General features: G+C 39.3%; 19 protein-coding genes. 7 read left to right on the forward strand and 12 right to left on the reverse strand.

Going from position 1 to position 15,167, the window contains the following annotated elements:
• Nucleotides 1-18 precede the first annotated feature (18 nt).
• The 8 genes from fdx to AY606_RS05105 all read right to left on the reverse strand — a co-directional run bounded on the left by fdx (nucleotide 19) and on the right by AY606_RS05105 (nucleotide 6,179).
• Nucleotides 19-357 (reverse strand): ISC system 2Fe-2S type ferredoxin, encoded by a 339-nt coding sequence (gene fdx, locus AY606_RS05070; protein ID WP_067865695.1) that lies wholly within the window; start codon nucleotides 355-357, stop codon nucleotides 19-21.
• Between the two features lie 13 nt (nucleotides 358-370).
• Entirely contained in the window at nucleotides 371-2,233 is a 1,863-nt protein-coding gene (gene hscA / locus AY606_RS05075) for a Fe-S protein assembly chaperone HscA (RefSeq protein ID WP_067865698.1), read from the reverse strand.
• Between the two features lie 38 nt (nucleotides 2,234-2,271).
• Complete coding sequence (gene hscB, locus AY606_RS05080; RefSeq protein ID WP_067865701.1) at nucleotides 2,272-2,787, reverse strand: Fe-S protein assembly co-chaperone HscB; 516 nt, start codon at nucleotides 2,785-2,787, stop codon at nucleotides 2,272-2,274.
• Nucleotides 2,788-2,895: 108 nt separating this feature from the next.
• Entirely contained in the window at nucleotides 2,896-3,216 is a 321-nt protein-coding gene (gene iscA / locus AY606_RS05085) for an iron-sulfur cluster assembly protein IscA (RefSeq protein ID WP_067865704.1), read from the reverse strand.
• A gap of 37 nt (nucleotides 3,217-3,253) precedes the next feature.
• On the reverse strand, nucleotides 3,254-3,640 hold the full coding sequence (gene iscU, locus AY606_RS05090; RefSeq protein ID WP_067865709.1) for a Fe-S cluster assembly scaffold IscU: 387 nt from the start codon (nucleotides 3,638-3,640) through the stop codon (nucleotides 3,254-3,256).
• Nucleotides 3,641-3,726: 86 nt separating this feature from the next.
• On the reverse strand, nucleotides 3,727-4,944 hold the full coding sequence (locus tag AY606_RS05095) for an IscS subfamily cysteine desulfurase (RefSeq protein ID WP_067865712.1): 1,218 nt from the start codon (nucleotides 4,942-4,944) through the stop codon (nucleotides 3,727-3,729).
• Between the two features lies 1 nt (nucleotide 4,945).
• Nucleotides 4,946-5,419, reverse strand: a complete 474-nt coding sequence (locus AY606_RS05100) for an Rrf2 family transcriptional regulator (protein ID WP_067865715.1) — start codon at nucleotides 5,417-5,419, stop codon at nucleotides 4,946-4,948.
• Nucleotides 5,420-5,531: 112 nt separating this feature from the next.
• Nucleotides 5,532-6,179, reverse strand: a complete 648-nt coding sequence (locus tag AY606_RS05105; RefSeq protein WP_067865718.1) for a hypothetical protein — start codon at nucleotides 6,177-6,179, stop codon at nucleotides 5,532-5,534.
• 191 nt (nucleotides 6,180-6,370) lie between these two features.
• Between AY606_RS05105 and AY606_RS05110 the strand changes: the two genes are divergently transcribed.
• The 3 genes from AY606_RS05110 to AY606_RS05120 all read left to right on the forward strand — a co-directional run bounded on the left by AY606_RS05110 (nucleotide 6,371) and on the right by AY606_RS05120 (nucleotide 9,268).
• Nucleotides 6,371-6,838, forward strand: a complete 468-nt coding sequence (locus tag AY606_RS05110; RefSeq protein WP_067865721.1) for a phasin family protein — start codon at nucleotides 6,371-6,373, stop codon at nucleotides 6,836-6,838.
• A gap of 158 nt (nucleotides 6,839-6,996) precedes the next feature.
• Entirely contained in the window at nucleotides 6,997-7,269 is a 273-nt protein-coding gene (gene hbs, locus AY606_RS05115; RefSeq protein ID WP_004651791.1) for a non-specific DNA-binding protein Hbs, read from the forward strand.
• 130 nt (nucleotides 7,270-7,399) lie between these two features.
• On the forward strand, nucleotides 7,400-9,268 hold the full coding sequence (locus AY606_RS05120; protein WP_067865725.1) for a SurA N-terminal domain-containing protein: 1,869 nt from the start codon (nucleotides 7,400-7,402) through the stop codon (nucleotides 9,266-9,268).
• Nucleotides 9,269-9,329: 61 nt separating this feature from the next.
• Here the strand turns inward: AY606_RS05120 and AY606_RS05125 are convergent, their stop codons facing one another.
• Nucleotides 9,330-10,202 carry a DUF2797 domain-containing protein gene (locus AY606_RS05125; protein ID WP_067865728.1) on the reverse strand — a complete coding sequence of 291 codons (873 nt, stop codon included), beginning with the start codon at nucleotides 10,200-10,202 and terminating at the stop codon, nucleotides 9,330-9,332.
• A gap of 34 nt (nucleotides 10,203-10,236) precedes the next feature.
• Between AY606_RS05125 and AY606_RS05130 the strand changes: the two genes are divergently transcribed.
• A complete protein-coding gene (locus AY606_RS05130; protein WP_067865731.1) occupies nucleotides 10,237-10,707 on the forward strand; it encodes a DUF6231 family protein in 471 nt (156 codons plus the stop codon).
• A gap of 110 nt (nucleotides 10,708-10,817) precedes the next feature.
• Nucleotides 10,818-11,483 carry a YidB family protein gene (locus AY606_RS05135; protein ID WP_067865733.1) on the forward strand — a complete coding sequence of 222 codons (666 nt, stop codon included), beginning with the start codon at nucleotides 10,818-10,820 and terminating at the stop codon, nucleotides 11,481-11,483.
• A gap of 86 nt (nucleotides 11,484-11,569) precedes the next feature.
• Here AY606_RS05135 and AY606_RS05140 read toward each other — a convergent pair whose 3' ends face one another.
• The 3 genes from AY606_RS05140 to AY606_RS05150 are packed head-to-tail and all read right to left on the reverse strand — an operon-like array spanning nucleotide 11,570 to nucleotide 13,546.
• Nucleotides 11,570-12,187 carry an OB-fold-containig protein gene (locus AY606_RS05140; protein WP_067865736.1) on the reverse strand — a complete coding sequence of 206 codons (618 nt, stop codon included), beginning with the start codon at nucleotides 12,185-12,187 and terminating at the stop codon, nucleotides 11,570-11,572.
• Between the two features lie 28 nt (nucleotides 12,188-12,215).
• Nucleotides 12,216-12,527 (reverse strand): Rieske (2Fe-2S) protein, encoded by a 312-nt coding sequence (locus tag AY606_RS05145; protein ID WP_171255367.1) that lies wholly within the window; start codon nucleotides 12,525-12,527, stop codon nucleotides 12,216-12,218.
• A 14-nt stretch (nucleotides 12,528-12,541) separates the two neighbouring features.
• The gene (locus AY606_RS05150; protein WP_067866600.1) at nucleotides 12,542-13,546 is read right to left on the reverse strand and encodes an adenosine kinase; all 1,005 of its coding nucleotides are present in this window, start codon (nucleotides 13,544-13,546) and stop codon (nucleotides 12,542-12,544) included.
• Between the two features lie 135 nt (nucleotides 13,547-13,681).
• On the opposite strand from AY606_RS05150, the gene AY606_RS05155 reads away from it, so the two are divergent.
• Together AY606_RS05155 and AY606_RS05160 are read left to right on the forward strand one after the other, a co-directional pair.
• Entirely contained in the window at nucleotides 13,682-14,131 is a 450-nt protein-coding gene (locus tag AY606_RS05155; RefSeq protein WP_067865742.1) for a GNAT family N-acetyltransferase, read from the forward strand.
• Nucleotides 14,132-14,331: 200 nt separating this feature from the next.
• On the forward strand, nucleotides 14,332-15,102 hold the full coding sequence (locus AY606_RS05160; RefSeq protein ID WP_067865748.1) for a COG4705 family protein: 771 nt from the start codon (nucleotides 14,332-14,334) through the stop codon (nucleotides 15,100-15,102).
• Nucleotides 15,103-15,167: the final 65 nt, after the last annotated feature.

Consider the following 15,167-nt stretch of genomic DNA (forward strand, 5'->3'; position numbering starts at 1 on the left):
TTTTTAATTCTGCATCAATTAATGATTTTCAGAAGCATGGTTGATTGTGTATTTAGGGATTTCAACTTCCAAATCTTCATCCACAATTTTAACCTGGCATGAAAGACGCGAGTCAGGTTCAAGCCCCCAAGCGCGATCAAGTAAGTCGGCTTCGACATCGGTCATTTCTTCCAGGCTGTCAAAACCTTTGCGAACAACAATATGACAAGTGGTACATGCACAAGACATGTCACATGCATGCTCGATCTTGATGCCATTTTTTAATAGGCTTTCACAAAGATTTGCATTTGGTTCGACTTCAAACTCAGCACCAGTTGGGCAAATTTGCGCATGTGGAAGAACTTTAATACGTGGCATAATTTTTACCTATTTATTCGGGTGAGTTTGACCAGTCATCAAGTTGAGTACCTTTAAGCGCAGCATCGATATGTTGATTCATACGTGCGGCAGCAAAGGCATCGCTATGTATTTTAAGCTGTTCTACAGCCTGTTCAATCGCTTTGATATCAGTCGTCGATAATTGATTTTCAAGTTGAGCTTTGGCTTGCTCTAAAGCAACAAGTTGTTCAGTGTTAAGTAGGTTGGAATCTACTTTTAATGCTTGGGTCAGGGCTTCAAGTTCACGTTGTGCTTCAACTTTGGTTTCTTGCAAATGACGAAGATTTTTATCTTCTTCAGCAAATTTAAAACCTTCAATCAATAAGCGCTCAGTATCGGAATCGGATAAGCCATAAGAAGGCTTAATATCAATCTGCGCATGTACGCCAGAGGTGGTCTCTGTTGCTGAAACGGTCAGCAAGCCATCTGCATCGACTTGGAAAGTGACTTCAATACGTGCCTGACCTGCAGTCATCGGTGGAATGCCATGTAAGACAAAACGACCTAAACTACGGCAGTGTTCAACCAGATCACGTTCGCCTTGTACCACATGGATCAACATTGCAGTTTGACCATCTTGATAAGTGGTGAACTCTTGGCGACGTGCAACTGGGATAGCAGTATTGCGTGAAATCAGGCGTTCAACCAAGCCACCCATGGTCTCTAAACCTAAAGAGAGTGGGGTCACATCCAGCAGTAACGAGCCATCTGTATTGTTACCAATCAACTGATCTGCAGTAATAGCAGCACCAATTGCAACCACTTCATCGGGATTAATTGTACATAACGGTTCTTGATTGAACACATCGCGAACTGCTTTTTGTACTGCATATGAACGGGTTGAACCACCGACAAGAACGACGTTTTGTATATCATCCAGTTCAAGCTTGGCATCACGCATCACGCGTTTACATACGCTAATTGTTTTATCTAAAGCAATTTTGATGATGTCTTCAAAGCTTGCACGATCTAAAGTTAAAACTTGATCTAGCGCTTGGAGCTCAACAGATTCTAACTCTGTTAATGCTTCTTTGGCCTTACGTGCAGCGACAATCAGATGAGCATGTTCTGAATTATTTAAAGCTTCAATATTGAGCTTTTTCTTCACCCACTTGACGATTAAACGGTCTAAATCGTCACCACCGAGGGCAGTATGACCACCCGTCGCTAAAACTTCGAATACACCTTGGCTAAAACGCAAGATTGAAACGTCAAACGTACCGCCACCCAGGTCATAAATCACATAGTTGCGATCAGACGCTAAATTGCTTTCTTGATCTAGACCATAAGCCACCGCAGCAGCAGTCGGTTCATTCAGCAAACGTAGAACATTTAAACCGGCCAATTGGGCTGCATCACGAGTGGCTTGACGTTGAGCTTCATCAAAATAGGCTGGAACAGTAATCACTGCACCATTAATTGGATTTTGTAAGCTAGATTCAGCACGTTCTTTAAGTTGTTTTAAAATTTCAGCTGAAATTTCAACTGGGGTTTTACGCCCTTGGCTGGTTTCAAAAGCTGGCATTTGGTGATCTTCACCCACCAATGTATATGGGTGTTGAAATTTAATGTCCGCTTTTGAGCGACCCATAAAGCGCTTAACAGAAACAATGGTATTTTTAGGATCGCTGGTCATGAAGGCTTTTGCTTCATCACCATATTGGGTTGCGTCATCTGCATAATGCACAATCGACGGAAGTAACACGCGACCTTGTTCATCGTTAAGAACTTTGGCTTTGCCTGATAAAACCGTAGCCACTAAAGAATGCGTTGTACCTAAATCGATACCAATGGCAATACGGTGTTCGTGGGGCGCACTTGATTGACCAGGTTCTGCAATTTGCAAGAGAGCCATTGTGTTACATCCTTTGAACGTCTAAAAGTAAAAATAAATTAAAAATCATCGTCAAGATCGAAAGAATCATCATCTAAAAAGCGATCTTCAGCTTTGTCGATATCCGCCATGACTTTTTGGAAGAAACGTAACTTACGCACTGTATCGCGCGCTTCAGTCCAGTCTTCTTCAGTGTAGTCAATTTTAAATTCACGAACCAAGCTGTCCATCCATTGTTGAACTTCTTGTTTAAGTGAAATCAAATCTTCGGCAGCGTGGGCTTCATCCAGCTGTTCACGAATTTCCAGCGCAGATTGTAAAAAATCAAAATCGCTGATGGACTGATCAAGCAGATGATCTTGTTTTTTTAACGAAAGCAGATATCCCGCACGACTATCAACTTGAGATAAAACTTTAAACGCCTGATTAATTTCACTTGACTTGATCAATGCCTGATCTTTGTCTTCAGCTTTATCGGGGTGATATTGTTGCTGCAATTTTAAAAATTCATTTTTTAAAACTGCTAAATCAATATCGAGTGCTACAGGAAGATTGAACAACTCAAAATGATTCATGGGAGATTTGATCCGCGAAAGTTCTATAAAAATAACTGCAAATATAAATGTAATTAAAACAGTGTATTTTACACTGTTTTAATTTTTAAAAAGAATGGAAAGGGTTGATTAAACCGTGAAAGATTCACCGCAACCACATTCACCTTTTTTATTGGGGTTGTTAAATTCGAAGCCTTCGTTTAAGCCATTTTTCACATAGTCCATTTCCAAACCTTCTAGATAGACACTGCTTTTAGGATCAACGAAAACCTTAACACCAAACTGTTCAAAGGTTTGATCATGTGTATCAATTTCATCAACGAATTCGAGTACATATGCCAAGCCGGAACAGCCTGAAGTTTTCACGCCAACGCGAATGCCTTCACCCTTACCGCGATTTTTTAAGTAATTGCTGATATGAGTTGCAGCATTTTCAGTTAAATGAATCATGAAAACTCCATTATTCCTTATTCAAAACTTAAAGCGATTAAGCTTTAGCTTTTTTGCTGCGGTAGTCTTCAACAGCAGCTTTAATAGCATCTTCAGCAAGTACAGAACAGTGTATTTTTACTGGAGGAAGCGCGAGTTCAGTTGCAATATCAATGTTCTTGATTGCTTGTGCTTGGTCTAAGGTTTTACCTTTAAGCCATTCAGTCACCAGCGAACTTGAAGCAATAGCAGATCCGCAACCATAAGTTTTGAAACGTGCCTGTTCAATTACACCGTTGTCATCCACTTGAATTTGCAGACGCATAACGTCACCACAAGCGGGTGCACCGACCATACCTGTACCCACATTTTCAGCGTCTTTATCTAAAACACCAACATTACGGGGGTTTTCGTAATGATCAATTACTTTTTCACTATAAGCCATGATGCGTCTCCAAACCTCGGGGTCAGCCTTGATAAGAATTAATATGGGGGCATCTTACTGAAATTCTATAAGATGCCAAGAATAAATTAGTGTTCAGCCCATTCGACTGTAGACAGATCCACGCCATCTTTGTACATATCCCAAAGAGGAGAAAGATCACGTAATTTTTGTACAGCAGCTTTGGTGACTTCTAGTACATGGTCGATATCTTCTTCAGTGGTATATTTACCAAAACTGAAACGAATCGAACTGTGAGCAAGCTCATCAGACAGACCTAATGCACGAAGCACATAAGAAGGCTCAAGTGTTGCAGAAGTACATGCAGAACCAGAAGATACCGCAGCATCTTTCAGTGCCATCATCAATGATTCGCCTTCAACAAAGTTAAAGCTGACATTGAGATAGTTTGCAACATTATATTCAGGGTGACCATTTAAGAACACTTGTTCTAAACCTTGTAAGCCGTTCCAAAGTTTGTCACGTAATACACGCAGACGGTTTTGTTCAGCTACTAGATTTTTACCTGCAAGTTCAAAGGCTTCACCCATACCCACGATTTGGTGAGTTGGAAGGGTGCCTGAACGCATACCACGTTCATGACCGCCGCCCTGCATTTGAGCTTTAAGGCGAACACGCGGACTACGACGCACAAATAGCGCGCCCATGCCTTTAGGGCCATAAATTTTATGAGCAGAGAAACTCATCAAATCAATTTTCATGGTTGAAAGGTCAATTTCAACTTTACCGGCAGCTTGAGCAGCATCGACATGGAAAAAGATTTTATGTGCACGGGTGATTTCACCAATTGCAGCAACATCAGTCACGGTACCAATTTCGTTGTTCACCATCATCAGGGAAACAAGAATGGTATCTGGACGAATCGCAGCTTTAACCATATCAGCGGTAATTAAACCGGTTTTTGGTTCTGGCTCAATATAGGTGATTTCAAAACCTTCTTCTTCCAGTTCACGGCAAGGATCTAAAATTGCTTTATGTTCAATTTTGCTGGTAATGATGTGCTTGCCTTTAGAGGCATAGAATTGTGCAACACCTTTTAATGCAAGGTTGTCAGATTCAGTTGCACCAGAAGTCCACACGATTTCACGTGGATCTGCTTTAATTAAATTTGCAACTTGTTCACGTGCATATTCTACTTTTTCTTCCGCCTGCCACCCGTAAGCATGAGAACGAGATGCAGCATTACCGAAAGTACCATCGAATGTTAAGCATTCCATCATACGTTCTGCAACTTGAGGGTCTACAGGAGTAGTTGCTGCATAATCAAGATAAATCGGACGTTTCATGTCAAATACCTGTAACCGATAAAAGGGCTGAATCAAAACTTGGTGAATTTTGGCGAATTGCAACGGTTTGTACGTTGTCACGTGCTACAAGATCAGCAAGCGTAATTTTTGCTAAATAATCGGCGATGTGGTCGGAGAGTTCTTGCCATAAATCATGAGTCAAGCACATTGCACCATTTTGGCAGTTGCCTTTATGGTCACAACGAGTTGCATCGACTGTTTCGTTTACAGCTTCAATAATTTCTAACATGGTGATTTCATCAGCGCGACGAGCAAGATGGTAGCCACCGTTGGCACCACGTACACTAGAAACTAAGCCGTGACGCTTTAATTTCGCAAATAACTGCTCAAGATAAGCAACAGAAATAGTTTGACGAGCTGCAATTTCAGCAAGCGTGATCGTTTGTTCAGTTGGCTGCAAAGCTAAATCAAGTAGAGCAGTCACTGCGTAGCGACCGCGAGTAGTAAGACGCATGATTCGATACACATGTTAAGACTAGATGTATCGATTTTAAGAATCCTGACTAAAATAGTCAAGTATTTTATGAGGCTTTAAAATGTTTCTTTTTATAAGAAAAATTATATGTTTATGCAAGCCATAAATTATACACTAATAACGCAATCAAAAGTACGGTCGTTACCACGAACGAGATATTGATTCTTTTCTGTTTTTGTTTAAGGCGACGGATACGATTTTGGTATTGCTTGGCTTCAACTTCCAAGCTGTTAATTTTTGAGCGCTGTAAGTCAATTTTTTGCAAAAGAGGTACAATACGTTTTTTTGAAGCAATAATATCTTGCTCATCATTCGGTTCATTTAACCACTGTTTCCAATCCGATAAAACTTTTGGCAAGCTGAAAAGTAAAGCTAAATCGCGAAATTCATCTTTTAAAGTGATATCACCATCGATCCGCATTTTTTTGATACTGCGGCGATTGGCAAACACAAAAACTTTAACTAAATCCATGAGAGTGGTGCGGATATCCAGATCAACTGGCTGTTCTGGTGCTTTGGTGTCAAATAAAACGCCATGTTCATTAAATTGGATGTAAAAATCAAAGTAAGGCAAATAACTATTAATTTTAATCGCAACTTTTTGATCTATAAATTTTTTAGCTTGTAAACCAATAACGCGATCATGCTTCAAAATGAGGGTAAAAATTGTTTCAAGAACAATCATAGCCATTGTGAGCAACAAATGCTTTTGTTTTTGATATTGTTGCGATTCACTCATAAAACTCAATCCTTACCTGAAATAGAGCATCCTAGCTCGTAAAATATGCTTCAGGACTTACGCTAAATATATAATAATCTTGCTTTGTAGAACAGTTTAGCAAATCGATCAAGTATTTAATTTGCTATTATCAGTGTATTTTGTGGATAAATATGTTTAACAGTGCATAAAACAATCAGGAGAAGGGATGAATGGATAAGCCGATAGAAGATCAAGACGATGATCAACAAAAACCAGAAACTACTGATAAAACAAAAAATAAATTACGTATGGGACGGAAGTCTGGACTGGATTTTCGTAAATATACGCAACAAATTTGGCTTGCCGGTTTAGGTGCTTTTTCACGTGCAGAAGAAGAGGGAAATAAATTATTTGACTCTTTAGTCAAAGTTGGAGAAGAGCTGGAATCAAAAACCACGGAAATCGCTGATCAAACTGTGGAAAAGGTCTCCGAGAAAGCCAAAGAGTCAGTGACTGATACTAAAGATAAGGTGGAGAAGTTAATTGACCATAGTGTGAATCATTCCTTGAACCGAATTGGTTTGGTCACGGTAAAAGACATTCAGCATTTAGAAAGTCTCATTTTACAGCTACATAGCAAGGTCGATTTATTAGTCGAAGAAAATAAGTTTTTAAAAGCGCAAATTGTAAAAAAATGAAACAATTTTGCTTTTTCTGCATTTTTCAACAATTTTTTTCGCATTTATTTTGCAGAAATCGATATCCAGAGTATTGCGTTTTGCCCTGAACCATTGCTATAAAGGTGCTATGGAATCCTTAGACCTTAAATAAACGATATTAAGAGGACGTAATCTTCATGAATAAATCAGAATTAATCGATGCAATTGCAGAGAAAGGGGGATTGTCTAAGACTGATGCAGGTAAAGCCTTAGATGCGACAATTGCTTCAATTACTGAAGCACTTAAATCTGGTGATACTGTAACACTTGTTGGTTTTGGTACATTCAACGTAAAAGAACGTGCAGCACGTACTGGTCGTAATCCACAGACTGGTGCAGCTTTAGAAATTAAAGCAAGCAAAGTACCGAGCTTTAAAGCTGGTAAAGGTTTAAAAGATTCTGTTGCTTAATCTTTTTTACAGCCAATAAACGCGCCGCTTAGGCGCGTTTTTTATTAATATGCCGATTTCCGGTTTGAACTCATTCATTCATTGTGGGTTTTCGGGTAAAATCCCTCACAAATAAAATATTGGAATACTTATGGAATCTTTTCGTAAAGTTATTAAGGGTTGGTTGGGCAAAGCACTGCTCATTTTGTTTTTAACCCCTTTAGCGCTTGTAGGTATTGAAGGATATTTTAGTGGTGGGAAGTCAGAAGACACAGCAAAATTAGTCAATGGCCAAGAAATTTCTAAAAAAGAACTAGAAACACTGAGCAAAACATTTAAAGAACAGTACTTGGCTTATGCCAATGGTGACGAAACTTTATTGAATCAATCTTTTATTCAAAATAAAGCGATGGATACCTTAGTGGCTCGTACCTTGTTATTGCAACAAGCAGAAGATTTGGGTATTTCCTTAAGTGATGCACAGATTGAGCAAATGGTGGCACAGCAGCCGAGTTTTCAAGAAAACGGTAAATTTTCCGAAAGCCTGTATGCAAATTATTTGCGTTCAGTGGGGATGACCAGTCAAGCTCTAATTGCGAATTTACGTCAAGACCATGCCTTAAAAATGTTGACATCAACCTTTATGGATTATGCGTTGGTGAGTAAGCTTGATATTGAACAAATTGCGAATTTGCAAACTGAACAACGTACATTGCATCTTGCCAGTATTAAACTGGATGAATACAAGAAAAATGTAAAAGTAACAGCTCAAGAAATTGCTGCTTATTACAACAAACATCAAAATTCATTTAAACAAGTTGCAAGTGTAGATGTAGATTATGTTGTGTTGACACCAGCAAATGTTGCGCCGGCGAATACGCAAGTGACAGAGGCTGAATTACAGCAAGCCTATGCAACATATGTAGATGCGCAAAAGAAAGATGCTAAACCACTGGTGAAGCATATTTTAATTGCAGCAGATACGCGTTCAGATGCTGAAGCGAAGAAATTAGCCACTGATGTCGCTGCGAAAATTAAAGCAGGCATGAGCTTTGCTCAAGCTGCAGCTCAATATTCAGATGATACTGAGTCTAAAGCCCAAGGTGGTGTGGTAAAGGCATATACCAAAGGTGTATTTGGCGATGCATTTGACCAGGCGGTGGCTTCGTTAAAGTCAGCTCAGGTATCAGCGCCGATTAAAACCCAATATGGTTATCATTTAATTGAAACAGAAGCGGCAGCCGTTAAGCTTCCATCGTTTGAAACTGAAAAACCACGTTTGCTGGCTGAATTGCAAAAGAACAAATCTACAAATGCCTTCTCAGATACTGTAAATGGCCTGAATGAGATGGTTGTCGGTAGTGATGCACTTGATGTCGTTGCTCAGGAATTGAAAGGGGTTACCGTTCAATCATTCAAAGGGATGACTTTAACGACTCAACATCCGGTGTTGAGTGATGCAAATGTAAAAGTTAAACTATTTAATGATGATGTGAAAAATGGTGACCGTAATGCTTCAAGCAGTATCCAGTTAGCAAATGGTGATACGGTTTGGGTGAAAGTACGTAATTATCATGCTGCCGGTGTACAAACCTTGGCAGAGGCAACACCTCGTGTGAAAGCTAAACTGACTGAACAAAAAGCAGCTGATGCAGCTAAGGCGAAAATTCAAAATGCATTGAATAGCTTTAATTCACAACCTGCTGCAACTGTAGTAGCTAAAAGCAATATCACATTTGAAAGTGCAGGTGTATTTACGCGTTCACAAGGTTTGAAACGTGAGATTGAACGTGCCGCATTCAGTGTTCCAGCACCAAAAGCAGGCATGTGGTCAGTAACTACAGCTTCATTGCCAAACGAGTTGGTGGTGGTTGCCGTGTCGAATGTAAATAAGACTACAGCTAATGCTTTAACCGATGAGCAGTTAAATGAATTGTCTAAGTTGTACCAGCAACTTCGTGGTCAACAAGAACTGGATGATTACACTGAATATCTCAAATCGCATGCAAAAATTAAATAATTTTCTATGAAATAAAAAAAACCTGCGTTAACGCAGGTTTTTTTATTGGCTACATCAAGTTTTATTCAGCGCGTAGCTTGAGTTCATAGCCTGAATATTTGCGAATATTAATCACACCGGTATCCAAAATCAGGTATTGACCTTTAATGCCGAATAATTTGCCACGAATAATCGGGGTTTTATCTAGGTTGTGTGATTTGATTTTCTCCGGATATTCATTCACTGGATAAACAAACTCACGTGGAAGTTCACTTTCCATGATTTCCACAGTTTCATTAAATTCAAGATTCTGACTAAATTCATCACGAATAGTCTGAATTTTTGGCGCAAATTCTTCAATCAACTGTTCACGCACTTCAATCAAGTCCAATGGCTCAGCTTCACCTTTTAGCAGTTTTCGCCAATCAGTTTTATCTGCCACCTGTGTTCCAAACATGATTTCCAGTTGACCGGATAGACGGCGCGAACCAACTTTCATAATCGGGAGAGCTTGTGTTGCACCTTGATCGAGCCACCGAGTCGGCATTTGTCCTTGACGGGTAATTCCCACTTTTAAAGCACTGGAATTGGCCAGATAAACAATATGCGGCTGAAAACAGACTTCATGCGCAAAACTCTCTTGACGACACGTACCCAAATGATAGTGACAAGTTTCAGGCTTCATAATGCACATGTCGCATGAGGCTTGAGTTTTAAAGCATTTGAAACAGTGACCTTGCGCATAGGATTTGGGCGTTTTATTGCCACAGGAAACACAGTAAATATTACCGGTCCATTCAATTTCGACTTCTTGTCCCAAAGTAAATGGAAGATCAATTTCAGCGCGATCCAGTACAAATTTATATTCTACATTTGCCTTGCAGGTCTGCTGATCAGTTACAATAGGGTCCTTTAGACCTGCGTGCATTTTATGGCAAATGCCTTGTAGTTCCATGAAGAATACTCTCTCAAATAATAAGGATGCAGCTATGGCTGAACAAAATGTCATTGCTTCAATGCTAGACGATTTATCTAAACAACAGCCTATTCAAACTGCATTATGTATTGGTCAAAATCTGGCACAATACGACAACAATCAATCAATTCAATGGCACTATTTTAACGTAACTGAGTTTTTAAATCTGCCTTTTACCCAGCGATATGATTTGGGATTGGTATTACTTGATTCACCAGAGTTACTTGAAATTTCTGATATTCAAAAATCGCAATTGCTGGTCAAGCTGCGCGATTTAATGGCGAAACGTATTGTGGTGGTGAGTCAGTTGCAAGATGAGAAATTATTACGTTCGTTAGGGTTTACCCAGCTGATTGATAAAACCCGGCATGACAGTAATTTTGCTTTATGGCAATTTAATATCCTGACTTATAAACATGTACCGGACTGGTTTAATTCCAAGTTTTGGGCAAATCCTGAAAACTGGAATAAATTCCGCTGGTAAGACCAAGTTGTTTATATCTTTGCTAAATCTTGCAAAACTTAACAATTTGCCTTCATTGCCGGTTTTGAAAGCATCGTATGCTTTTATAGAGCTTCTATAAGGATAATATGATGACAAACCTGAGTAATATTGTGGAAATATTGGCGAAACAAGCTTTGGGTAATAATCAGCAAAGTCAATCACAGAACCAATCGCAACAAGGTGGTTTAGGTGGGATTTTGGGGGCTGTGCTCGGACAAATCAGTGGTAACAGTACGCAACAGCAATCTCAACCCAACCAGCAATCCCAACAGCATCAACAAAGCGGTTTAGGTGGTATTTTGGGATCGGTTTTGGGACATTTAGGCGGTACACAACAAAATCAGTCAAGAACGCAAACTGGCGGTTTAGGCGGTGGTAGTACAAAAACTTTATTAATTGCAGTTTTGCCTCTGGTTTTAGCATGGATTCAAAAGCAAGGGGGAATACAAGGCGCTCTGGATAAATTAAAAGGTTTAGGCTTAAATAAGCAGGTAGATGATTGGGTATCTACAGGTCCGGGTGAGAATGCAAGTGTAGATCAGCAACAGGTTCAAGAACTGTTTGATGAGCAAGATGTAGAACAAGTGGCACAGGAAGCACAAGTACCAAAACAGGATATTTATGCTGCAATTTCAAAAGTTTTACCGCAAATTATTGATTCTTTGACACCTCAAGGTGAGCAAACCAATAAACAGGAAGCCAATAATGATATTCAGCAAGTGATGAACTTGGTTTCTGGCTTTCTTAAACGTTAATATTTTCTTTCCAAGACCAGTTACGTGGCTAACTTAACTGGTTTTTTATGTTTTAAAATTAAATTTTATGACTTGCTACCTGAATGTTAATGCTGGTTGTCCATGCTAAAGAGGGAATTGGACTTAGATATTTTTTTAGCAATATAGTGTGATTTTTTTAATCGAATCAAAATAATCTGCGATTGAAATTCAAGTTCGCCAAATTCCGGTTGCACTTGAACATAATGCAGTTGACCAAAACTATCTCTAACGCGGGCTTGTGCAGAAAATCCAGGACGGGCATTGCCACTTGATATCGTTGCCAAACGGCCAAGCAAACTCACTTGTTGCCTGGTAAATGTCGGTTTGATGACTTGATCAAGACAATGAATCATAAATACCGTAAAGAAAATAGCAATGATGAGTGCAGGGATGATTAAGTAAAAAGCAGGCAGAAATTTCTGTTGCTGGGTATAGACACAAAGTTGAAGAAAATAGCCAGAAAAACTGAAGTTCATCAGCAAGAACACAACAATTAGTGTTTTGGAAAAATTAACATTCAGTAAGGGCGATTCAGAGAGCTTCTTTGGCGACAGTTTCTTTAGATATTGAGTAGGACGAATATTAAAATAATAACCAATGGTTTCTGCCATGCTGAGTAAAACTAAAGCAAATAAACTTAAATGAAACGGGATTAAGTCAGGGTTCTGTAAAAACTCAAGCATGGCAAGATTCCAATAGGCTGTATGCTATTTACTCTTCGTTCAGGTAAATTCCACCGTCAGAATGCACATTGATTGCTACTTTTTCAAGTGACTGTCCTTGGCAGGGTCCAGAAATACATTCACCCGTTTCCACCAAAAACAGTGCTCCGTGTGTAGAGCATTCAATCAATTCCTGATCGCGATCCAAGAACTGGTTTTCTAAAAACTCCAGCTCAACCTGTAAGTGCGGGCAGAGATTCTGATAAGCATAAAACGACCCATCACGCTGTGTAATGAAAATGGTATCACCATTCGGCGTTTCATAAGATCTCGCTTCACGTTCAGGAATTTCTTCCGTCATCGCAATTTTAATCATTATGCACATTCCTTTTGGAAGTTATTTAATAATTCTTTGTAATTTTCTACACTTAGGCGCGGCCCAAATTGTGAAACGACTTCACTTGAAATCAGGATGGCCAATTCAGCAGCAACTTTAAGACTTAAACCTGCATTTAATGCATAAAGGAAAGCACCTGCAAAGGCATCTCCGGCACCATTGGTATCGACCGCGGTTACAGCACGACCTGGAACTTTAAGGGTTTGCTCTGAATCAGAAATTAACGCCCCTTCTGCAGATAATGTAATGACAGTGTATTTGCTCTTTTGCTGTAGTTTAGCTAATGCAGCTTCAATAGAATCAGTTTCCGTATACATTAAGGCTTCATGGTAATTGCAAAGCAATAAATCTACGCCATCATCAATCAATTCATCCAAACCTTGACGTGCATATTGCACCATCGCTGGATCAGATAAAGTTAAAGCAATTTTTACCCCATGCGCTTTGGCAATTTCACGTGCGTGTTTAACCGCTTGGCGTGCAGTATCGCTGGTCGACAAATAACCTTCAATATACAGCCATTTTGCAGTTTTCAAGGGTTCAAAATTGATTTGTTCTACGCTAAGTTCTGCTGTAATACCCAGGAAAGTGTGCATGGTACGTTCTGAATCCGGGCTGACAAGAACCATACAAGTTCCTGTCACGCCTTCACTCACTGACTTTTCAGTGGTTTGAATACCGGCTTCATTTAAACCTTTTAAGTAGGTGCGACCGAGTTCATCATTACCGACACGGCAGCCATAAAATGCTTTACTTCCTAAAGCGCTAAACGCAACGGTGGTATTTGCAGCAGATCCGCCTGATGCTTGACCTTTATATACTTGCGTTTCTTTTAAATTATTATATAAATTTGCTTGTGTTTCACCATCAGTCAACTGCATAGTGCCTTTTTGCAAATTTTGTTGAATCAGGAAATCGTCAGAGACTTTAAATTCTTGGTCGATTAATGCATTACCAATTGCAAAAAGATCAACAGTTGTCATGTCTTTCATTCACATTTCAAAATAAAACGCTAAGTTTACACCAATGCTTATGATTGCTGTAGATTGATGAATAAAATTCAATATATGACTGATGCTCGTACAAAATGCACTATAGGAAAGGATTAGGAAGTTTCGATGAATATCACGATAGCTAAAGCTGAACAATTACCTGCACAAATCACAGAATTAGCCAAGCAAGCTCAGAAAGAAGGATTTCAGCTTATTGATCAATTGATTGAAGAGTATGAAAGTGGCAAAAACAGGTTTGATCAACCCGGGGAATTTCTTCTTTGTGTTTATGATGATGAGAAACTGATCGCCTGTGGTGGTTTAAACCAGCAATGGAATGAAAACGAAATTGATGCCCGTATTGGGCGAGTACGTCGTTTTTATGTATTGCCGAAATACCGTAAGCATGGTGTGGGCAAACAGCTTTTACAGCATTTGGAAAAAAATGCCCGTGCAAATTTTTCTGCACTTTGCCTAAATACAGACACAAAATCTGCCGCAAATTTTTATCAGAAACAAAATTATGTATTTGTTGAAAATCATCCGAATTATAGTTATTTCAAATATTTGCTCTAGTCTTGATTAGACTTGATCATGATGCTGCTGGGTTTGAATAGGCTCATCAGCCTTATGATATAGGCTTGCGCTTAAATTTTATGGATAAGTGTTTAATTGTTTTAAGTCGATTCCATAAAATCAAAAAACAGCTTTAAATTTTAATGCTGGGTTAAGTGTATCAGTTTAAAATATCAGCAAAGACTTTTTGAGTCAGACTGATGAATCAACAACAAAATATTGCAGCTCATATTTCTAAAGTTCCGCAAATCACTGCACTTTTCTGGGTCACTAAAATTTTTGCCACTACTTTTGGTGAAACAGGTGGCGATGCAGTATCCATGTCCCTCAATTTGGGATACCTGATTAGTACCTTTATTTTCGCGGCAGTCTTTATCACTTTACTGTTTTTTCAAATCAGTGCTAAAACTTACCGACCTTATTTGTACTGGCTGACCATTATTGCCAGTACGACCGTGGGTACGACTCTGGCAGATTTTGTCGATCGCTCATTGGGAATTGGCTATGTCGGTGGAAGTAGCATATTGCTGGGTTTGGTCTGCTTGTCTTTATTGAGCTGGTATAAAGTTGAAGGCAGTATTTCACCGCATACGGTGAATTATCCACGGGCAGAAATTTTCTATTGGATCACTATTACCTTTTCCCAAACTCTGGGTACGGCTTTAGGGGATTGGTCGGCAGATACCATGGGGCTGGGTTATAGCGGTGGTATTGTCCTTTTTGTTGGTCTTATCTTGTTAATTTTGGTGCTTTACCTCTATACCCATGTGTCACGGACCTTATTGTTTTGGAGCGCATTTGTTTTAACTCGTCCGCTAGGTGCAGTAGTGGGAGATTTTCTGGATAAACCGATCGCTTCGGGTGGTCTGGACTTAAGCCGCTTCACAGCTTCAGCGGTAATCTTTATAGCCATTTTATTGTGTATTTATTTGAGCAATAGAATCACTTCGAAACCGGTTTTAAAAAAATAGCAACCAGTTGCTATTTTTTGCATTGAAAATAGCGCTGATTTTGATTAAAAAAGAAGGACGTTGAA

Origin of the sequence: Acinetobacter sp. SFB (assembly GCF_001647545.1) — a bacterium.
Lineage (GTDB): Bacteria > Pseudomonadota > Gammaproteobacteria > Pseudomonadales > Moraxellaceae > Acinetobacter.